The following is a 19,957-nucleotide window of genomic DNA, read 5'->3' as shown; positions in this document are numbered from 1 at the left end:
GGTCAGGGGGCGCGCACGGCGTCGCGGCGCAGTACGGCCTCGGCCTGCTCGGGCGGACCCGGCCGGGCCAGGAAGTACCCCTGGCCGTGCGCGCACCCGAGGTCCCGCAGCAGCGCCAGCTGCTCGGGCGTTTCGATGCCTTCAGCGGTCACGTCCAGGTCGAGTGTGCCGGCGATGCTGACGATCGCCTCGATGAGCGCCAGCGCGTACTGCGGGGCGACGCGCGGCGACCCGAGGTCCCGCACGAACGAGCGGTCCACCTTCACCGTCTGGATCGGCAGGTCCCGCAGGTAGCTGAGGCTGCTGTACCCGGTGCCGAAATCGTCAATGGCGAGCGTCACGCCCAGGGCGCGCAGTTCGCGCAGCACGTCGCTGGTCGCCTCGGCGCTGCGCATCACGCTGCTCTCGGTGACTTCCAGTTCCAGCAGGTGCCCGTCCAGGCCGCTGGCGTGCAGAGCCGCCTCGACGGTCCGCGTGAAATTCGGGTGCGCGAGCTGTAGCGGCGCGACGTTCACGCACATGCGCACGTCCGGCAGGCCCTGCGCGCGCCACCGCGCGAGCTGCGCGCACGCCTCGTTCAGCGCCCACGCGCCCAGCGGCACGATCAGGCCGCTCGTTTCCGCCACTGGAATGAACTCTGCGGGGGAGACCACGCCCAGTTCCGGGTGGGTCCAGCGCATCAGCGCCTCGACCTTCATGGGCCGGGCCGAGTCGAGCGCGTACAGCGGCTGGTAATGCAGGTGCAGTTCCCCGCGCGTGAGCGCACCCTGCAGGGCGCGTTCCAGGCGCGCGCGGCCCTCGATGGCCGCGTCGAGTTCCGGCGCGTACAGGCGCACGGCGTTCTTGCCGCTGTGTTTCACCTGGTACATGGCGCTGTCCGCCTGCCGCAGCAGCGTGCCCGCGTCGGTGCTGTGCAGGGGCGCGTTGCTGATGCCGATGCTGCTGGTGATGAGCAGCGTCTGCCCGGCGTACGGGATGGGCCGCGTCAGGTCCTGCAGAACGCGCGCGGCGAGGCGTTCAGCGTCGTGCACGTCCGTGTTCCAGAGGGCCACGACGAACTCGTCGCCGGTAAGGCGCGCGACGACGTCGCTGGGTCGGCTCAGGGCGCGCAGCCGCTCCGCGATCTCCCGCAGGACGACGTCGCCGGCCTCGTGCCCGAGCGTGTCGTTGGCGCTCTTGAACCCGTCGATGTCGATGTACAGCAGCGACACTGGCAGGCCGCTGAGCTGCGCGTGGTCGAGCGTGCGGTGCAGTTCCTGCATCAGCTGCAGCCGGTTCGGGAGGCTGGTGAGCAGGTCCGTGTACGCGAGGCGTTGCAGCGTTTCGGAACGCACCTCGGCGCGCGCGTAGCGCTCCTTGAACCCGATGAATGACACGGTCAGCGCGAGCAGCGTGAGGTTCGCGAGGTTCAGCTGCAGCAGCGCGAACAGCACCGGCGTGGCGCTCGGCACGGTTGCCCACCGCGCGGTGTACAGCGCGGTGCCCGCGAGGATCAGCCCGAAGAACGCCAGCGAGACCGTGCGGGCAATGCGGACGTTCGGGACGAAGAACGACAGGACGTACAGCGCCGGAATCCAGAAGAACGTCTCGGTCATTTCCGCGGTGACGTCGAGCGTGGGCGTGCGGGTGAGCAGGAACGCGAACTTCGCGAAGAAGAACGCGCTCGCGGTCCACACGATGGCGTTCACGCTCTGGGCCACGCTGACGCGGCGCAGCAGCAGCCCCAGCCACATCAGGCCCATCAGGACGCCGAGGAGCGGGTACGCGTACAGGTCGAGTTCGATGGGTTCGGGGGTGCGCTGCTCGAACCATGCGCCGCTCAGGAACGCGAGCGCCGCGCACGGCACGGCCACCAGCAGGCTGCGACGCCAGTTGTGGTCCGGGTCGCTGGAGGGGGAGGGCACCGGCATTCCCTTCACGCTACGAGCAGTGTACCCCTCGTCGCCGCGAAGATTCCCGCGTGCGGCGCGGCGCGCGCTGTACGCAGTCCCACGCGACTTTATGCACGTGGTGGGGGGTGGAAGCGGTTCTGGGTGCATGGTCTCGCAGCAGCGCTGGGGGCCGCCTGGAGCGGGTTGCGTGGGGTGTAGGATCGGAGTAGTGTGAGCAGCGCCACCGGACGAATGGACGTTTGTTAGGTCGGGTCCGGGGCGCCTCGACCAACACCACACCGGAGGAACGCGAATGACCGCCGCAGGACTCAACTGGCAAGGACTCATGGAGCAGATGGAGCGCGCCTTGCCGCATACCCAGGCCAGCGACGCGTCGCTGGCTTATTTCAGATACCCCAAACGCACCGTGACGCTCAGCCTCCCCGTCCGCATGGACGACGGCGCCGTACGCGTCTTCAAAGGCTACCGCACCGTGCACAGCATCGGCCGCGGTCCCGCCATGGGCGGCGTCCGCTACAAGGACGGCCTGAACGCCCACGAATGCGAAGTGCTCGCCGGCATCATGACCCTCAAGGCCGCCATCGCGGACCTGCCCATCGGCGGCGCCAAAGGCGGCGTGAACGTCGACCCGACCACGCTCAGCCCCGGCGAACTCGAACGCCTCACGCGCCGCTACACCAGCGAACTCGTCGAACTCATCGGCCCGCGCGAGGACATCATGAGCCCCGACATCGGCACCGACGAGCAGGTCATGGCGTGGATGCTCGACACCTACAACGAAAACCTCGGTGACACCAGTAGCGGCGTCGTCGTCGGTAAACCCATCCCGCTCGGCGGCAGCTACGGCAGCAAGGACGCCCGTGGCCGCAGCGCCGCCCTCGTCACCGAACAGGTGCTCGGCAGCGTCAAGAACCTCAGCGTGGCCGTGCAGGGCTTCGGCGGCGTCGGCCGTAAGGCCGCGCAGGTCCTCGCGCAGCGCGGCGCGCACATCGTCGCCGTCAGCGACCAGGCCGGCGGCGCGTACGCCAGCGGCGGCCTCGACCTCGACGCCGTCATCGCGCACCGCGACCTCACCGGCAGCGTCGACGGCGCCGGCCTGCGCCTCACCGCGCAGGAACTCCTCGCGCTCGACGTCGACATCCTCGTGCTCGCCTGGGACTACGGCGCCATCAACGCCGGCAACGCCGCCGACGTCCGCGCCCGCACCCTCGTTGAGGCGACCAACCGCGCCGTCATGCCCGAAGCGGAAACCTTCCTGAACCGGCGCGGCGTGCAGGTCATCCCCGACCTGATCGCCAGCAACGGCGGCGTCATCGTCAACTACCTCGAGTGGGTGCAGGACGCCAGCAACTTCTTCTGGACCGAGGACGAAATCGTCCGCGCGCTCGACACGCGCATCCTCGCCGCGCTCGAACACGTCATGGCCTTCGCCCGCACGCGCCAGACGGATCTCCGCACCGCCGGGTACGCCGTCGCCCTGAACCGTCTGCACGACGCCACCATCCTGCGCGGCATCTACCCGTAAGCGCCCCGGCGCGCCACGGCCAACCCCACACCCCCACGTTCCTTTCTCCCCCAAAAGGAGTGCCCATGACCACCACCGAGCACGACACCACCCCACCACGCCACACGCACGAGATCCCCTCGTACCTCGACCCCCGCCACCTCGGCCCGTATGGCATCTTCCTGGAGCAGGTGGAGCGGGTAACGCCGTACCTGGGGAAACTGGCGTACTGGGTGGAAACGCTGAAGCGGCCCAAACGCATTCTGGTGGTAGACGTCCCCATCCACCTCGACGACGGCACCGTCGCGCACTTCGAGGGTTACCGCGTCCAGCACAACACCAGCCGAGGTCCCGCCAAGGGCGGCATCCGCTACCACCAGGACGTCACGCTCAGCGAAGTCATGGCGCTCTCGGCATGGATGACCGTCAAGAACGCCGCCGTGAACCTCCCGTACGGCGGCGGTAAGGGCGGCATCCGCATCGACCCGCGCAAGTACAGCACCGCGGAACTCGAACGCCTCACGCGCCGCTACACCACCGAAATCGGCCTGATCATCGGGCCGGAAAAGGACATTCCCGCGCCCGACGTGAACACCAACCCGCAGATCATGGCGTGGATGATGGACACCTACAGCATGAACACCGGCAAGACCGCCACCGGCGTCGTCACCGGGAAACCCATCAGCCTCGGCGGGTCGCTGGGCCGCAGTGACGCCACCGGCCGCGGCGTGTTCGTCACCGGCGCGCAGGCCATGCAGAAACTCGGCGTGCCTCTCGAAGGCGCCCGCGTGGCCGTGCAGGGCTTCGGGAACGTCGGTAACGCCGCCGCGCGCATCTTCCACGACCACGGCGCGAAAATCGTCTGCATTCAGGACGTGACCGGCACGATCTACAGCAGTGCCGGCATCAACCCGCACCAGGCCATCGAGCACCTGCGCAGCACTGGCAGCATCCTCGGGATGCCCGATACGGACACCCTCGACCGCGACGCCTTCTGGGAAACCGAGTGCGACGTCTTGATTCCCGCCGCGCTCGAGAACCAGATCACCGAAGCGAACGCCGGTCGCATCCGCGCGAAAGTCATCGTGGAAGGCGCCAACGGCCCCACCACGCCCGCCGCGGACGACATCCTGCACGAGCGGGGCGTGACGGTGGTGCCGGACGTGCTCGCCAACGCGGGCGGCGTGACGGTGTCGTACTTCGAGTGGGTGCAGGACTTCAGCAGCTTCTTCTGGACCGAGGACGAGATCAACGCCCGCCTCGACCGCATCATGACCGAGGCGTTCGGCAGCCTGTGGGACGTGGCAGCCCGGCACAAGGTGACGCTGCGCACGGCCGCGTACATCGTGGCCTGCACCCGCGTGCTCGAAGCGCGCGCCCTCCGCGGCCTCTACCCCTGAGCCGAAGCCGGCATCCCTGAGTGGCGCCCGGAAGTTCGCTTCCGGGCGCTGGCCTTGTGCGGCCAGGTTCAGGCCAGGGAACGCCAACGGCAGCGCGCCGGCGTCCGGCTGAACGCAGTGTGACGCTTCTTTCCGGGTGAGCGGCGCTGCATGAACGCGGCCCGTGCGGCGCATGGGCGCGCGCCACGTGCCGGAGCGCCTAGAATTCACGCCATGACTGACGCGGCGATCCGAAAAGGGCAGCGGCTGCTGGCGCTGTGGCGCGCCGCCCAGGGCGGCGAGCGTGACAAGGCCCGCAACGTCCTGATGCACCTCCTCACGCAGGCAGGCCTGACCCTCCATGACCTCGACGCGACCCTGCCGGCCCTCACCGACCCGGCCCTCACCGGCGACGTACGCCCCGCCGACGCGCTGCTCCTCGCCCTGAACGGCACGCCGGAAGAAGTGGACGCCGCCATCCTCGCCCTCGTGGATGAACCGGACCTCACACCCGCCGAACGCGCGCGCGTGCTGGAAAGACTCAACGTGGCCCGCCTTGCGGAGACCCGCGCGGAAGGCTGGGTGTACGGCCACCCGGACGCCGAGATCACGCCGGACCTGCTGGTCCGCGCCGCCCAGACCCTTGGGGACGCAGAGGTGGCGGGCGCGCCCGCGCGGACCCTCGCGGACGCCGTCCGGGACCTCTCGCTGCTGCACGCTGCGCGCCTCGCCCGGCCCGAACGGGCCCTGCGCGTCGACAGCGAACTGACCGGCGCGTTCCTGGCGTCCGTCTGCGCGGCCCTGTCGGGCGTGCCCGCGAGCCTGCACTCTCCGGACGCTGCGGTGGGCGCGTGGCGCGTGAACGCGTACCTGAGCGCCAACGAACTCGCGCGCGTGCGGGCCGTGCAGGCCAGCGAAGGGGACGCTCTCCGGCGGGAACTGCTGCGCGCCGCGCGGGCGTTCGGCCGCGCGACCGGCGAGGCACTGCGCGACTAGAATGAGCGGCACATGACCGATCTCCTGAAGAACTGGCAGCCCGCGCCGAGTGGCGTGCGGCACGTCGTGAGTGTCTCCCTGGGCTCCAGCAAGCGCAACGCGCGCGAGGAAACCGAGGTCCTCGGGCAGCGGTTCATTCTGGAGCGCCTCGGCACCGACGGGGACGCCCGGCAGGCCGCCGAGGTGCTGCGCGCCCTCGACGGTCGTGTGGACGCGTTCGGGCTGGGCGGCGCGGACCTGTACGTCGTCGCGGCCGGGCGGCGCTACTCGTTCAGCAACGTCCGCAAACTCGTCGCGAATGCACGCCAGACGCCTGTCTTGGACGGCAGCGGCCTGAAGAACACCCTGGAGCGCGAGGCCGTCCGGCAGCTCGACAGCGTGCTGCGCTGGAAAACGCAACGGGTGCTGATGGTCAGCGCCGTCGACCGCTTCGGGATGGCCGAGGCGCTCGCGGAGCACGGCGCGGACCTCGTGTACGGCGACATCATCTTCGGGCTGAGCATGAACATTCCCCTGCGGACCCTGAGCGCCCTGCGGAACGTGGCGCGCACTGTCCTGCCGGTCATCACGCACCTCCCGCAGGACTGGTTCTACCCGACCGGCGACAAGCAGAACGAGAGCGTGCAGGGCAAAGGCACGCAGTACTACGCGTGGGCCGACGTCATCGCCGGGGACACGCACTACGTGAAGCGCTACGCACCCCGTGACCTGGCGGGGAAGACCGTCCTCACGCAGACCATCACCGAACCGGACCGCGTGTGGATGCGGGAGCGGGGCGTCGCCCGGCTCATCACGACCACGCCGAAGATCGGGTCGCGGAACTTCGCGACGAACGTCATGGAGGCCATGTTCGTCGCGCTGGCCGGCAAGAAGGAAGCGCTGAGCGAAGCGGAGTACCTGCAGTTCATCCGCGACGTGAACTTCCGCCCGCAAGTGAACGAACTGTAACCGGCGGGTAGCGGGGCTCGGGCGCACCCCCACGGAACGCAGGCCGCTGCCGGTTCGCGACGCGCTGAGGTGAACGAGGTGTAAAGGTGTGCGCGCGCCGTTGACAGGGCGCCCTGCGGCGCGGCGTTTACAGTGAGGCCGTATGGTGACTTTGTTTGTCGCGCCGACGGCGCAGAACGTGGGCCTCACCAGCGTCGCGCTGGGGCTCGCGCGGGCGCTGCAGCGCAGCGGTCTGAAGGTCGCGTTCCTGAAGCCGGTCGCGCAGGATCACGCGGCGCCCGACGCGAGCGTGCACTTCGCGCGCGCGCTGATCACGCCGCACGTGCCGGACGCCGTGCCGCTCGCGCGCGCCGAGGCGCTGCTGGGTGGCAGCGCGGACGAGCAGCTGATGGAGGAGGTCGTGACCCTGGCGGCGCAGGCCACGCAGGACGGCGCGGACGTCCTCGTGGTGGAGGGCGTCAGCCTGGGCGGCCGCAACCCGTACGCCGCGCAACTGAACGTCGCCCTGAACCGCAACCTGACGGCGCGCGCTGTGCTCGTGGCCAGCCTGGAGGGGCGCACGCCCGCGGACCTCGCGGACGGGCTGGAGATCGCCGCGCAGGACTACTCCGGGTCCAGCGGGGAGGGCCTCGCGGGGTACGTCCTGAACTTCCTGCCGCGCGGCCTGGATTTCGGCGCGCTGCTTGCCGAGCTGCGGGGCCGCAGCCGCGCGCTCGCGGCGGGCCTGCCGCTGCTGGGCGTAATCGGCGAGAACACCGAGGTGGCCGCGCCGCGCACGCGGGACATCGCGGTGGCGCTCGGCGCGCGCGTCCTGAACGCCGGCGAGATGGATACACGCCGAGTGACGAGCACGCTGGTGTCCGCGCGGAGCGCGCCGTACATCGTGGACCTCCTGAAGGCCGGGACGCTCGTCGTGGCGCCCGGCGACCGTGAGGACGTGATCATGGCGACGAGCCTCGCGCACCTCGCGGGAACGCCGCTGGCCGGGCTGCTGCTCACGGCGGGTCAGGCGCCTGAGGAGCCGATCTGGCGCCTGTGCCAGCCGGCGCTCGGCAGCACGCTGCCGGTGCTGCTGGTCGAGTCGAACACGTACGTGACGGCGGGCCGCCTCACGCAGCTCGACCGGGCTGTTCCGCCGGACGATACGGCCCGCATGGAGCGCACGCTGGAGTACGTCGCGGACCGCCTGGACACGGCGCCGCTGCGTGCGCGCGCGACCGGTGGGGGCGAGGTGCGGTTGCCGCCGGCGGCATTCCGGCATCACCTCATCACGAAGGCGCGCGTAGCGAACAAACGCATCGTGCTGCCGGAAGGGGACGAGCCGCGCACCGTGCGCGCCGCCGCCATCTGCCATGAGAAAGGCATCGCGCGGTGTGTGCTGCTCGCCAAGCCCGAGCGGGTGCGCGCCGTCGCGGACGCGCAGGGCGTGACGCTGCCGCCGGAGCTGGAGATCATCGACCCGGACGAGGTGCGCGGCCGGTACGTGGAGCCGATGGTGGAGCTGCGCCGCAGCAAGGGCCTGACGGCGCCCATGGCGGAAGCGCAGCTGGAAGACACGGTCGTGCTCGGCACCATGATGCTCGCGCAGGACGAAGTGGACGGCCTCGTGAGCGGCGCGGTGCACACGACCGCGAACACCGTGCGGCCCGCGCTGCAGCTGATCAAGACGGCGCCGGGCGCGACCATCGTGTCGAGTGTGTTCTTCATGCTGATGCCCGAGCAGGTCCTCGTGTACGGCGACGCGGCCATCAACCCAAACCCGGACGCGGAGCAGCTCGCGGAAATCGCCGTGCAGTCGGCGGACAGCGCGAAGGCGTTCGGCATCACGCCGCGCGTCGCCATGATCAGTTACAGCACTGGCACGAGCGGCGCGGGCGAGGACGTCGAGAAGGTCAAGCGCGCCACGGACCTCGTCCGCGAGCGCCGACCGGACATCATGATCGACGGGCCCCTGCAGTACGACGCGGCGAGCGTCCTGTCCGTCGGGGAGCAGAAAGCCCCTGGCAGTCCCGTGGCGGGCCGCGCGACGGTGTTCATCTTCCCGGATCTGAACACCGGCAACACCACCTACAAGGCCGTGCAGCGCAGCGCGGGCGTCGTGGCGGTCGGGCCGATGCTGCAAGGGCTGAACAAACCCGTGAACGACCTGTCGCGCGGCGCACTCGTGGACGACATCGTGTACACCATCGCCCTGACGGCTATTCAGTCGACGCAGTGACGGCCCCGTCAGGGCGGGACGCTTTGGGCGTCCCGCCCTGATCTGGTAAACTGGCTCCTGTTGCCGCGTGGCGCCTCGACGCGCCCCGGCCAAAACCAAGGAGAACAACATGATCAGCGTGACGGAACTGCGCAACGGAACGAAAGTGGAAATGGACGGCGGCTTGTGGGAATGCCTCGAGTACTCGCACCTCAAGATGGGGCGCGGCGGCGCGAAGGTCGTCACGAAGTTCCGCAACATGGAGACGGGCAGCATCGTGGACCGCACCTTCAACAGCGGCGAAAAACTGCAGGACATCTTCGTTGAAGGCAAGACCATGCAGTACCTGTACAAGGACGGCGACGACTTCATGTTCATGGACATGGAGACCTTCGACCAGGTGAGCCTGCCCCCCGTCCTCGCGGGCGAAGCCGGCCGCTTCCTGAAGGAAAACATGGAAGTCGAAGTGCAGATGTTCCGCGAGAAGCCCCTCAAGATCACGCTGCCCAACCAGGTGATCCTGAAGATCATCGAAACGGATCCTGGCGTGCGCGGCGACACCGTCAGCGGCGGCACCAAGCCCGCCAAGCTCGAAGGTGGCGCGACCGTGCAGGTGCCGCTGTTCGTGGAGCAGGGCACTGACGTGAAGGTCGACACCCGCACCGGCGAGTACCTCGGCCGCGCGTAATCGCCATGCCTGAAAGCAGCAGCCGCTCCCACGCTGGGGGCGGCTGCTGCTTTGTGACGCTGAACCCAGTCCAGTTTGCGCGCCTGGGGCGCGTCTGCGCGGTACAATCCCCGGAGGATTGCCAGCCAACAAACGTTTGACCGGCCAACACCGTGCAGGGAGGAACCCATGAATCCGCAAGATCTCAAAGACATCCTCAACGCGCTTGAGAGCGCCGACGTCCGTGAATTCAGCCTCAAGACCGGCGAGTACGAACTGAACATCCGCCGCGGCCCCGAAGCGGCGCCCGTGCAGATGATCGCCGCGCCCGCCCCGGTCGTCCACGCCCCCCGCGCCCGCAGCCCCCACGCCCACCCCGAGCGCCACGCCGGCCCCTACGCCCGCCGCCGAGGCCGCGCCGGCCCCCGCGCCCGCCGCGACCGGCACGCCCGTCAAGGCGCCCATCGTCGGCACGTTCTACTCCGCCAGCAGCCCCGACGCTCCCGCATACGTGAAAGTCGGCGACCGCGTCGAAGCCGGGCAGGTCCTGTGCATCATCGAAGCGATGAAGCTCATGAACGAGATCGAGGCGGAGCAGGCCGGGACCATCAAGCAGATCCTCGTGAAGAACGCCGAACCCGTCGAGTACGGCCAGACCCTGTTCATCATCGAGTGAAACGCCCGGCGCGCGCCGCGCCGGGACGGCCCGCTGCGCCCGGCCCGCGCGCCGACGTTTGCCCCCACGCGGGCAAGGACGTGTCATGTTCAAGAAAATCCTGATCGCCAACCGCGGCGAGATCGCGCTGCGCGTCATCCGCACCGCGCGCGAACTGGGCATCAAGACCGTCGTCGTGTACTCCCAGGCCGACGAGAAGAGCCTCCCCGTGCTCCTCGCCGACGAATCCGTGTGCGTCGGTCCCGCGCCCAGCAACGCCAGCTACCTCAACATCCCCAACATCCTCAGCGCCGCGCTTATGACCGGCGCCGAAGCCATCCACCCTGGATACGGCTTCATGGCCGAAAACCCCGACTTCGCCGAGATGTGCCGCGAGCACGGCATTGTCTTCATCGGCCCGACGCCCGAAAGCATGCGCGCACTCGGCAGCAAGGCCGGCGGGCGCGACATCGCCGCGCAGTCCAATGTTCCCACCGTGCCCGGCACGGGCGTGCTGGACAGCGTCGAGGACGCCCTGTTCGCCGCGAAGAACATCGGCTACCCGGTGCTGCTCAAGGCCAGCGCCGGCGGTGGCGGACGCGGCCAGAAAGTCGTCCGCACCCAGGATGAACTGCGCAGCGCCTTCGGGCAGGCACAGGAGGAAGCGCGCCTGTACTTCGGCGACCCCGCCATCATCATGGAGAAATTCCTCGAGGAGTTCCGGCACGTCGAGGTGCAAGTCATGGGCGACGGGCAGGGGCACGTCATCCACATCGGCGAGCGTGACTGCAGCATCCAGCGCCGCAACCAGAAACTCATCGAGGAAGCACCCAGCACCCTCCCGGACACGCTCCGTCAGGAGATCCTCTCGGCCGGCGTGCGTCTCGCCCAGCACGTGAACTACGCAGGCGCGGGCACGCTCGAATTCATCGTGGACACCGACGGGAACTTCTACTTCATGGAGATGAACACCCGGATCCAGGTGGAGCACTGCGTCAGCGAGATGATCAGCGGCCTGGACTTCGTGAAACTCCAACTGGAAATCGCCGCCGGGTACGGCCTGGCCATCCAGCAGGACGACGTGAAACTGCGCGGGCACGCCATCGAATGCCGCATCAACGCCGAAGACCCCGACAAGGACTTCCGCCCGGCCGCCGGGAAGCTCGAGAACGTCCACTTCCCCGGCGGGGCCGGCACGCGCGTGGACAGCCACGCGTACAGCGGTTACACCATCCCACCGCACTACGACAGCCTGATCGGCAAGCTGATCGTGCACCACGACACGCGTGACCTTGCCATCGCCCGCATGAAGCGCGCGCTGCAGGAAACCGTGATTGACGGCCCGAAAACCACCGTGCCGCTGTACGTGAAGATCATGGACAACCCGTTCTACAAACGCGGCGCGGTCCTCACGAACTTCCTGAAAACCCGCATGGAGATGTAAGCAAACGGGCGGGGGGCGGGGCGGCCACGGTCGCCCCGCCCCCCGCCCGTTCAGCGGTGCAGGCTGGAGCGGGCGCCGGGGGCACCCTCGCGCACCCGCGGGCCCCCATCCGCTACAGTCGCGGGGTGCGCTCCCTTGCCCTGACCGTCCTGCTGCTCACGCCCGCACTCGCGGCGCCCGTACGGCTCCAGTTCACACCCGGCCAGCCTGTGAACGCCACCGTCACCTTCGAGCGCGTCGTGACGTTCCTGAGCGTGGACGTGCAACCCAAACCGAACGTGCGCCTGAGCGCCACGGCGCTCGCCGCCGCGAAAACCAGGTGGCAGAAAGCGCTCGCCGCCCAGCCGGTCCCCCTGCCGAACCGCTGGACCTTCCAGGGCGCCGGCGCCGCGCCCAGCGGAACGGACGTGAGCGCCGCCGACCTCACGGTGACCCTCGACGCCTTCGACCTGCTGTTCGGGGCGCGCATGCGCGTCGACATTCAGGCGAATGGTGCGCCCGTCGGCACGTACGACAACGCCCGTTTCCAACTCCAGCTGAAAGACGTGCAGCCTAGGGTCTGTGCGACTGAACGCGGACGAAGGGCTGGGTCGTCCGTTGAAGAGACGAAGCTACAGGAAACTGCCGCGAAATCCGTCGACTGAACGGCCATCCGATGCCGAAACACCCCGAAATCTGGCCTGCGGGATTCAGTCGCACAGACCCTAGGCGTGGCGTCGGCCTCAGCACCATCCGGTACAACCAGGCCTGGATCGCCGCCATTCTCAGTGACGCCTTCACCACCGCCGCCGAGGACGACACCCGCACCACCACGGAAACGCGCGGCGCGTACCCGCCGCAGCCATTCGCGCTCGACGCGTTCATCGCCGAGGACCTCCCCACCAAAAGCACCCTGCGGCTCGGGGCTGCCGACCGGACTGGCGCGCGCTCCTTCACCGCCACGGCCACCCTCCAACCGGGACGGTATGTCGGCGTTCAGGGCGGCCGCGTAACCCTCGAAAGCGGTTCACGGACGGTGGACGGCGCCACGGACCCGCGCGGCCTGCCCATCGGCGTCATCGGGCGCAGTACCGCCATCATCCGCGTGCCCCTCCCGGACGTGGACCCGAGCGTCAACGTCACCTTCCGCGCCCGCGTAGACGCCACCCTCACGCAGACATGGCGCTGAGCGAACGTGACGCCCTGCTGTCCACGCGGCTGGGCCGGGCGTGGCCGCACGCCGCCCTGCTGGACGCCCTGCGCCTCTCCGGGCACGCGGACGTTCTGGACGTGGGCGCCGGCACGGGCGACCTGCTGCGGACCCTGCGCGCGGCCGGGCACACCGGGCGGTTAGAAGGCCTGGACACAGCGCCGCACGGCACGGTCCGCGCGGGCGACGCGCACGCCCTCCCGTACCCAGAAGGCACGTTCGACGCGGTGCTCCTCGTCCGGGTCTTCATGCACCTGCAGGACCCCGCCGCAGCCCTGCGGGAAGCGGAGCGCGTCCGGCGCCCCGGCGGGCAGGTCATCGTTGCTGCCCACGGGCCCGCGCACCTGCAGGCGCTGCGCCACTCCGCCGGTGAGATACCAGACGCGCACGACACCCTGCTGGAGCACCTGCGCGCCCTTGGCGCCGCCCCACGCAGCCAGGTGCTCACGTGGTCCGTCACCCTGACGCGCACGGACGCCTCCACGCTCCTGCCGGGCGTCACGTTTGACCCGCGCGCGCTCCCGGCCACGTGGCCCGACACCCTCTCGCTGGTCGTGCACACCCTGCAGCCCTGACCCGCCCGGGAAGAGGGGAGGGGGCACCCCTCGGTGCCCCCTCCTTCACGTGCCGGGATCTTACTCGGCGGTGCCGTTCCCGCCGCCACGGCGGCCACGGCGCCGACGGCGGCGGCGCTGCCCGTCCGCATCCAGGCCGCTCTCGGCAACCGGGGCGGCCTGAGCTTCCGGTGCGGGCGCTGCCGGCGCGCGCTCCGCACGTTCACGCGGCTGCGCCGGGCGGGCGCTCGCCTGACGCGCCGGCCCACGCTCGCGGTCCCCGCCGCTGCGTTCCGGGCGCTCCCCGCGCCCCTCGCGGGGCGCGCTGCGGTCACGGAAGCCGCCGCGTTCGCGGAGCCCGCCACGGTCACGGCCGCCACCGTTGCCCTGCCCGTCGTCCGGCGGGAGGTTCTCGATGCTCCAGTCCCCGAAGTACATGCGCTGCACCGTGATGTTTACGGGGCGCAGGTGCTCGTTGCGGGCGCGTTCGAGCGTCACAATGCGGCGGCGCTGCCCGCCCCCGCTCTGGGGGCGCGCTGACTCGTAGCTGCCACTGCGGCCACGCCCGCTGCCCTGACCGGCGGCGCTCAGCGTGCCGTTCGTGCGCGCGCCGGGTCCGCTGCGACGCTCACCGCCGCGCTCTCGGTCGCCGTCCGTGCCGCCCTGGCGGGGTGCGCCCCGGCCAGGGCGTACTTCCTTTTCTTTTTCGTCACGGCGGCGCGCGCGCGCCTTGCTGTCGCCTGCATTCATGGGGTTCTCCTGCGTGAAGTCAATCTGACGCGCGAGCGGGTTCACTTGCGCGATGGTCACGGTGACCGCGTCCCCGAGGCGGAACATCCGCCCGGTGCTGCGGCCCCGCAGCATCATGGCGTCCTCCAGGAACAGGTAGTAGTCGTCGTCGAGGTTGCTGATGTGCAGCTTGCCTTCCACGCCGTTGTCCAGGGCAATGTACAGGCCGCTGGCCACCACGCCCGATACGTGCCCCTCGAAGGTTTCCCCGAGGTGCTCTTCGGCCCATTTCGCCTGGTAGTACTTCGTGAGGTCGCGTTCCGCCTCGGCGGCGGTGCGTTCACGGTCACTGGTGTGCTGCCCCATTTCGGGCAGCTTGGCGGACATGTCGGCCTTGTACCGTTCGGTCGCCTCGCCGCTCAGCTGCGCCTTGAGGACGCGGTGCACGAGCAGGTCCGGGTACCGGCGGATGGGGCTGGTGAAGTGCAGGTACTCGTCGAACGCGAGCCCGAAGTGACCGAGGTTCTCCTCCGCGTACCGCGCCTGCTTGAGGCTGCGCAGCAGCAGGGTGTTCACGGCGCTCTCCTGCGGCGTGCCGCGGACCTGCTTCAGGACGCCCTGGTACGCCTGCGGCGTCGGGTCACTCCCCTGGAACGCGAGGCCCATGCGGCCCAGCGCGGCGCTCACCTCACCGAATCGCCCGGCGGTGGGCTCCTCGTGCACGCGGTACAGCGTGGGCACGTGGTGCTCCAGCAGGTACCGCGCGACGACCTTGTTCGCGAGGAGCATCAGGTCCTCGATCATGCCGCGCGCCGTTTCCTCGCGGATGGGGATGAGTTCCATGCGGCCGTCCGGGCCGACGTCCACCTTCACCTCGCGCAGCTTGAAGTCCAGGCTGCCCGCACGCAGGCGCCGTTGACGCATGCGCGTCGTGAGCTTCAGCAGCAGGTGCAGGTCCCCTTCGAGGTGGCGGGCGTGGTGCGGCATGGTCGCCGTGCCCTCGCTGTACGCCTGCACCTCGTCGTACGTCAGGCGCGCCTTGCTGTTGATGACGCTGTTCGCGAGTTCCACGTTCAGGATGTCCCCGTCCGCGGTGAGCTCGATCAGCGCACTCATCGTGAGGCGGTCCTCGTACGGCACGAGGCTGCACACGCCGTTGCTGAGGTGCTCGGGCAGCATCGGCAGCACGCGGCCCGGCAGGTACACGCTGGTGGCGCGCGCGTACGCCTCGTCATCCAGGGCGCTGCCCTGCGTGACGTAATGGCTGACGTCCGCGATGTGCACGCCAATCAGGAAGTTCCCCGCCTCGGTCGGCTGAATGTGGATGGCGTCGTCGAAGTCCTTGGCGTCGCGGCCGTCCACCGTGAAGATGTTCCGGTCGCGCAGGTCCAGGCGCCCCACGAGCGCGCTGGGCGGCAGCTGGCGGGGGATTGCCTCGGCCTCCGCGAGGGCTTCCTCAGGGAAGTCGTCGTGCAGGCCGTACTTCACGATGACGGCCTGCGTCTCGGTTTCCGGGTCGTCCTGCTCGCCGAGCACGCGGGTGATCTGGCCGTACACCTCGTCCTCGCCGGTCTGCTCCGGCCAGAACAGGGCCGCCACGACGCGCGCGCCGCCCGGCACGTCCTCGGTGCCGTCCGGAACGAGCATGATGCGGTGCCGGGCGCGGGCGTCGTCGGCCTTCAGGATGGCGTAGCCGCGCGCGTACTCCAGCGTGCCGACCAGTTGCGTGTACGCGCGCTGCACGATGCGCACCACGACCGCTGCGGGGCTGTCGCCGCGGCGTCCGCCGCGCCCTTCGGGACGCACGAGGACGATGTCGCCGTTCCAGGCTTCCAGCGTCCCTTCCGGCGCGACGTAGTAGTCGTCGCCGCCGTCATCCGGCACGACGAACCCGAAGCCCGCCGCGGACGCCTGGAAGCGCCCACGCACGAGGTTCATCGCCTCGGGCAGGCCGTAGGTGTGCTTGCGCGTGCGGACCACGAGGCCCTGCGTGGCCAGGTCCGAGAGCAGGTCCGTGAACGCGCGGCGCGAGCCGAGCACGTCACGGTCGCGGCGGGTGAAGGTCCGCTCGAGGTCGCGGACGTGCACGGGCCGCCCGAGTTTCTTGAGCTGCGCGAGCAGCAGTTCGCGGGCGGCGTCCACGTTCTGCGCGTCCGCCGTGTCGGGCAGGTCGTCCGTCACGATCTCGCCGGCGTCGTCGTCACTGGCCTCGTTGTCGAGGCGCTCGTTGGCGTCCGGCTCGTCCAGCGAGGCTGGTTCGGGCGTAAGGTCCGCGGCGGGCGCCACGGGGACGGGCGAGTCCGGCTGGGCGGGCGCGTCGGCGCGCGGTGTGGACGGCGCGTCCGGCGTGGGCGCCGCGCGGTTCGCGCGGACGCTGCGGCGGCGCGTCTGCCGTGCAGGCGCCTCAGGGGTGGGCTTCGCCGTGACAGGGGCGTCCATGGCGGGCGCTTCCGGGACGGGCGGTTCCTGCTCGTCACCCTCCACGGCCGCCTCGACCGAGAGAGCCTCGGCGACCGGCGCGGGGGTGGGGGCGTCCGGTACGCGTGCGTTCTTGCGGCGCGTGCGTTTCGCCGGCGCGGACTCGGCGGGGGCCTCGGCCACGGTGCTCACGGCCGGGGTGGGCTCGGGCGTCGGCGCGTCCGGTTCGGCGTTCTTACGGCGGCCACGGCGGGGCTTGGCCTCGGTTGGCGCGGGCGCCGCCGCAGGCTCGGCCTGCACGGCAGGGGTGTCCGCCACCACGGGCTCCGCTTCGGGCGCGGGGGTGATGTCAGGGCGCTCGGCGGCCACTTCCGGCGCAGCGTCAAGCTCCGCCACCGGCGCGGGCACGGCCTGGGGTTCCTGCAGCGCAGCCTTGCGGCCACGCGTGCGTTTCAGCGTGGTGGCCTCGGCGTCGGCCAGGGCGGCTTTGGGTTTCCGGCCGCGCCGCGCCGGGGTGGGCGCTTCGGCCGCGGTGGGTTCGGTCGCGTCCGCCTCAAGCGGAGCGGTCGGGGTTTTTGCGCGGTTGGCGCGCGGTTTCCTGCTGGGGGTCTCGGTCGGTTCGGCGCTCACGGCGCGCGTTCGACGAGGCGAGGCGCTCACGCTCTCCTGAGCGGTGCGCTGCGGGGTGTTGTCGGCGTCCGGGTCAGCCTTGCGGCGACGCTTTTCGGAGGCCGGGGCGGCCTGGGAATCGGCCACGCGCTCCTTTTTCGCTTTCGGCATTCAGCACCTTGTGTTACGGGTCGCAGCGCCCACCCAGCCGACGCGGCAAACCAACTCGCCAACGTCCTGTGGTGCGGCGCATCCTGCGCCCGCAAGCACCGCCAGCATACCACGCGCCCAGACGCGCATCAGCAAAGGCCAAGATCACCGTAAGGTCACGTCAGCGCACCGTCAGCCGCGCCGTCAGGCACCACCTCCCCGGTGAGCGGCGCGTGATCGCTCAGGCGCACACTGCGGTCCACGCGCACCTCCCGCAACGCCACCCCAGACGTCAACAGGTAATCAATCCGCCATCCCACGTCATTCGCGTATGCGTTCCCGCGGTTCGACCACCACGTGTACTCCGCGCGCTCCCCCAGGCGCGCGCGGTGCGCGTCGGTCAGGCCCGCCGCGAGATGCTGCGTCATCCACGCACGCTCATGCGGCAGGAACCCGCTGTTCTTCAGGTTCCCGCGCCAGTTGCGGATGTCCACGTTCTGATGCGCGACGTTGTAATCCCCGCCGATCACCAGCGGCCCCAGCGGTAGCAGCGACTCCACCCACGCGTGGTAGAGGGGCAGCACGCGGTCCTTGAACCCCTGGCGGACCTCCCCGCTCGACCCGCTCGGCAGGTACACGCTCGCGACGCGCACGCCGTCCGTGACGGCGCTCAGCACCCGGCCCTCCACGTCGACGTCCGCCAGGCCCATGCCGACGCGCACGTCCTCCAGGCCCCGCCGGGACAGGATCGCCACGCCGCTGTACCCCGGCTTCACCGCTGGATGCCACGCGGACGCGTACCCGAGGTCCTCGAACGCCTCCGGCATCGGGTCGGCGCGCACCTCCTGCAGCAGCAGCACGTCCGGCGCGTGCGTGACCACCCATTCGCGCAGGCCCTTGCGCAGGGCGGAACGAAGACCATTCACATTCAGCGTCGTGATGCGCACCCGCGCAGCATAAAGCAGGCGTTCACCCCGCACGTCACCCTCACGCGCAGGGCTGGCGGATGCGGCGGCCTTGAGGGGAGCTTCATGGAAGGATCGTCGCCGCTGACGCTCCCAGACGCCCGGAGTAAGCTGAGCGCATGTCCGAAGTGCTTTTCCGCAACGAGAAGGACGGCAGCCCGTTCGAGATGGTGCATCCCAAAGCCGCCCGCGTGCTTCAGGACGTGCAGGCCTGGGCGGACACCAACCACTTCGAGCGCATCGTGTTCTGGCGCGACGCCGACGACGCGCAGCGCCTGTGGGTGCAACTCGGCGACGACCGCCTCAACTACTGGATGCCCGACACGGTCTTCAGCGAGGGACGCCACGAAGACGTCGAGATGCAGCTCGACTACGCCCGCGGCGCGCAGCGCCGCAGCGCCGCCGGTTACGAGAAGTTCGACCAGTAAACCGCACACGCCGAGGGGGCCGCGTCATCGCGGCCCCCTCACGTCATCCGCAGCGGGGGAGAGGCCCGCTCATGCGCGCGCGTACGTGCGCTCCAGCGACTGAATCACGCTCCGCAGTTCCGCCGGCGTGATCAGCCCCATCGCCATCGCGTGCAGCGCCGCGTCGTAACTGTCCGACGCCAGCACCATCGGCACGCCCGCACGCCACACCTCCTCCCCCAGCTTCAGGATGCCGGTATCCCGGTCCAGCGGCGTCACATCCCGGATGTACACCGCCAGCACGCGGTTCGGATGGCGATGCACCACCTCCGCGTAGATTTCCGGGTCGCGCTCACCACTGTCGCCCACCAGCACGAACTTCAGGTCCGGGTACACCTTGAAGATCCGCTCGATCTGCTCATGCTTGTACCCGCCGTGCCCGCGCAGCAGCTCAATGCCCCAGTTACGCAGGAACAGAGGCCCCAGCGGAATCCGCCGGTACGACAGAAACTGCCACAACAGGTCGTAGAAGTTCCACGGGCTGCTCGACACGTAGAAGATCGGGTTGCGCCCCTGCGGTTCCCGGGCGAGCGCCCGGTAGAACGATCCCACTCCCGGGAACGGCGAGCGCGTGCGCGCATTCCCGGTGAACACCGTTTTCAGCATCCGCCACGCGCGCGTCACGTCCGACTGAATGACGGTGTCATCCAGGTCACTGATCACGCCGTAGCGCGCCTGCGCGACCACCAGCACCCGCGCGAGATCCACCCGCTCACGCCCCTCCAGGCGCAGCGTCGCGTCGTGCCACCCGCCGGCCAGCGGCGCGTCCGACTCGAACACCAGCTTGAAGAACCCGTCCCCGTCCGACACGCTCGACACCGTCACGCTGCCCAGCGTGCCCATGACGCGCACGCCCGCGACCTCGCGCGAGAACAGGCGCCGCAGGATGTTCATGCTGTTGCGCCAGCGCGGGTCCGCGCGGTTCGGGGGGCGCATCGTGCGCGGCAGCAGCACGCGCCCACTCACTTCCACACGGTGCGGCGTGCCCCACCCGCAGTACGGCATGACGATCAGGCTGCCCCGCGCGCGGCGCGGATGAATGTACCGTTGCGTCGCCGTATCCATCAGCGACACCGCGCGCTCCAGGAGGGGCAGCATTCGTTTGAACGCGGTCACGCGCACAGTCTACCCGCAGGGGCCGGGGCGCACGCCACGCCCGGAACCTTCATGCTGCGGCCCTCGCCACTCAGCCGC

15 protein-coding genes and 1 pseudogene are annotated in these 19,957 nt (G+C 70.0%); 12 read left to right on the top strand and 4 right to left on the bottom strand.

From position 1 onward, the window contains the following. Positions 1-2: 2 nt before the first annotated feature. Positions 3-1,910 (bottom strand): putative bifunctional diguanylate cyclase/phosphodiesterase, encoded by a 1,908-nt coding sequence (locus DEIMA_RS10685; RefSeq protein WP_013557271.1) that lies wholly within the window; start codon positions 1,908-1,910, stop codon positions 3-5. A 274-nt stretch (positions 1,911-2,184) separates the two neighbouring features. Here DEIMA_RS10685 and DEIMA_RS10680 point away from each other — a divergent pair, with 274 nt between their 5' ends. The 11 genes and pseudogenes from DEIMA_RS10680 to DEIMA_RS16965 all read left to right on the top strand — a co-directional run bounded on the left by DEIMA_RS10680 (position 2,185) and on the right by DEIMA_RS16965 (position 13,446). Beyond that, positions 2,185-3,417 (top strand): Glu/Leu/Phe/Val family dehydrogenase, encoded by a 1,233-nt coding sequence (locus DEIMA_RS10680; protein ID WP_013557270.1) that lies wholly within the window; start codon positions 2,185-2,187, stop codon positions 3,415-3,417. Between the two features lie 65 nt (positions 3,418-3,482). Next, complete coding sequence (locus tag DEIMA_RS10675; RefSeq protein WP_013557269.1) at positions 3,483-4,796, top strand: Glu/Leu/Phe/Val family dehydrogenase; 1,314 nt, start codon at positions 3,483-3,485, stop codon at positions 4,794-4,796. 213 nt (positions 4,797-5,009) lie between these two features. Next, the gene (locus DEIMA_RS10670) at positions 5,010-5,771 is read left to right on the top strand and encodes a hypothetical protein (RefSeq protein WP_013557268.1); all 762 of its coding nucleotides are present in this window, start codon (positions 5,010-5,012) and stop codon (positions 5,769-5,771) included. A 12-nt stretch (positions 5,772-5,783) separates the two neighbouring features. Next, positions 5,784-6,719 carry a hypothetical protein gene (locus DEIMA_RS10665; RefSeq protein WP_013557267.1) on the top strand — a complete coding sequence of 312 codons (936 nt, stop codon included), beginning with the start codon at positions 5,784-5,786 and terminating at the stop codon, positions 6,717-6,719. A 142-nt stretch (positions 6,720-6,861) separates the two neighbouring features. Then, positions 6,862-8,937, top strand: a complete 2,076-nt coding sequence (pta, locus tag DEIMA_RS10660) for a phosphate acetyltransferase (RefSeq protein WP_013557266.1) — start codon at positions 6,862-6,864, stop codon at positions 8,935-8,937. 109 nt (positions 8,938-9,046) lie between these two features. Beyond that, positions 9,047-9,604: an elongation factor P gene (efp, locus tag DEIMA_RS10655; protein WP_013557265.1), complete on the top strand. Its 558-nt coding sequence runs from the start codon at positions 9,047-9,049 to the stop codon at positions 9,602-9,604. Between the two features lie 168 nt (positions 9,605-9,772). Next, positions 9,773-10,259: pseudogene (accB, locus tag DEIMA_RS10650) on the top strand (acetyl-CoA carboxylase biotin carboxyl carrier protein). Between the two features lie 85 nt (positions 10,260-10,344). Further along, positions 10,345-11,682 (top strand): acetyl-CoA carboxylase biotin carboxylase subunit, encoded by a 1,338-nt coding sequence (accC, locus tag DEIMA_RS10645; protein ID WP_013557264.1) that lies wholly within the window; start codon positions 10,345-10,347, stop codon positions 11,680-11,682. A 125-nt stretch (positions 11,683-11,807) separates the two neighbouring features. Continuing rightward, complete coding sequence (locus DEIMA_RS10640) at positions 11,808-12,326, top strand: hypothetical protein (protein WP_043816663.1); 519 nt, start codon at positions 11,808-11,810, stop codon at positions 12,324-12,326. An 11-nt stretch (positions 12,327-12,337) separates the two neighbouring features. Further along, the gene (locus tag DEIMA_RS10635) at positions 12,338-12,850 is read left to right on the top strand and encodes a hypothetical protein (protein ID WP_013557262.1); all 513 of its coding nucleotides are present in this window, start codon (positions 12,338-12,340) and stop codon (positions 12,848-12,850) included. Next, positions 12,841-13,446, top strand: a complete 606-nt coding sequence (locus DEIMA_RS16965) for a class I SAM-dependent methyltransferase (protein ID WP_013557261.1) — start codon at positions 12,841-12,843, stop codon at positions 13,444-13,446. Before DEIMA_RS10635 ends, DEIMA_RS16965 begins: the two co-directional genes overlap by 10 nt. Before the next feature lie 60 nt (positions 13,447-13,506). Here DEIMA_RS16965 and rnr read toward each other — a convergent pair whose 3' ends face one another. Together rnr and DEIMA_RS10620 are read right to left on the bottom strand one after the other, a co-directional pair. Beyond that, on the bottom strand, positions 13,507-17,352 hold the full coding sequence (rnr, locus tag DEIMA_RS10625) for a ribonuclease R (protein WP_013557260.1): 3,846 nt from the start codon (positions 17,350-17,352) through the stop codon (positions 13,507-13,509). A gap of 155 nt (positions 17,353-17,507) precedes the next feature. Next, positions 17,508-18,311: an exodeoxyribonuclease III gene (locus DEIMA_RS10620; protein ID WP_013557259.1), complete on the bottom strand. Its 804-nt coding sequence runs from the start codon at positions 18,309-18,311 to the stop codon at positions 17,508-17,510. A gap of 104 nt (positions 18,312-18,415) precedes the next feature. Between DEIMA_RS10620 and DEIMA_RS10615 the strand changes: the two genes are divergently transcribed. Continuing rightward, positions 18,416-18,724, top strand: a complete 309-nt coding sequence (locus tag DEIMA_RS10615; protein WP_013557258.1) for a hypothetical protein — start codon at positions 18,416-18,418, stop codon at positions 18,722-18,724. Between the two features lie 69 nt (positions 18,725-18,793). Here DEIMA_RS10615 and DEIMA_RS10610 read toward each other — a convergent pair whose 3' ends face one another. After that, positions 18,794-19,861: an App1 family protein phosphatidate phosphatase gene (locus DEIMA_RS10610; RefSeq protein ID WP_013557257.1), complete on the bottom strand. Its 1,068-nt coding sequence runs from the start codon at positions 19,859-19,861 to the stop codon at positions 18,794-18,796. Between the last annotated feature and the right edge of the window lie 96 nt (positions 19,862-19,957).

The organism is Deinococcus maricopensis DSM 21211 (assembly GCF_000186385.1).
Classification (GTDB): domain Bacteria; phylum Deinococcota; class Deinococci; order Deinococcales; family Deinococcaceae; genus Deinococcus_B; species Deinococcus_B maricopensis.
This window is presented reverse-complemented; position numbering and strand designations above follow the sequence as displayed.

Excerpts from the sequence above, each read along its gene's own strand:
- DEIMA_RS10615 (WP_013557258.1), top strand. The coding sequence starts at position 18,416 with ATGTCCGAAGTGCTTTTCCGCAACGAGAAGGACGGCAGCCCGTTCGAG.
- DEIMA_RS10675 (WP_013557269.1), top strand. The coding sequence starts at position 3,483 with ATGACCACCACCGAGCACGACACCACCCCACCACGCCACACGCACGAG.
- DEIMA_RS10685 (WP_013557271.1), bottom strand. The coding sequence starts at position 1,910 with ATGCCGGTGCCCTCCCCCTCCAGCGACCCGGACCACAACTGGCGTCGC.
- pta (WP_013557266.1), top strand. The coding sequence starts at position 6,862 with ATGGTGACTTTGTTTGTCGCGCCGACGGCGCAGAACGTGGGCCTCACC.
- accC (WP_013557264.1), top strand. The coding sequence starts at position 10,345 with ATGTTCAAGAAAATCCTGATCGCCAACCGCGGCGAGATCGCGCTGCGC.
- rnr (WP_013557260.1), bottom strand. The coding sequence starts at position 17,352 with ATGCCGAAAGCGAAAAAGGAGCGCGTGGCCGATTCCCAGGCCGCCCCG.
- DEIMA_RS10635 (WP_013557262.1), top strand. The coding sequence starts at position 12,338 with ATGCCGAAACACCCCGAAATCTGGCCTGCGGGATTCAGTCGCACAGAC.
- DEIMA_RS10670 (WP_013557268.1), top strand. The coding sequence starts at position 5,010 with ATGACTGACGCGGCGATCCGAAAAGGGCAGCGGCTGCTGGCGCTGTGG.
- DEIMA_RS10665 (WP_013557267.1), top strand. The coding sequence starts at position 5,784 with ATGACCGATCTCCTGAAGAACTGGCAGCCCGCGCCGAGTGGCGTGCGG.
- DEIMA_RS10680 (WP_013557270.1), top strand. The coding sequence starts at position 2,185 with ATGACCGCCGCAGGACTCAACTGGCAAGGACTCATGGAGCAGATGGAG.
- efp (WP_013557265.1), top strand. The coding sequence starts at position 9,047 with ATGATCAGCGTGACGGAACTGCGCAACGGAACGAAAGTGGAAATGGAC.
- DEIMA_RS16965 (WP_013557261.1), top strand. The coding sequence starts at position 12,841 with ATGGCGCTGAGCGAACGTGACGCCCTGCTGTCCACGCGGCTGGGCCGG.
- DEIMA_RS10610 (WP_013557257.1), bottom strand. The coding sequence starts at position 19,861 with ATGCTGCCCCTCCTGGAGCGCGCGGTGTCGCTGATGGATACGGCGACG.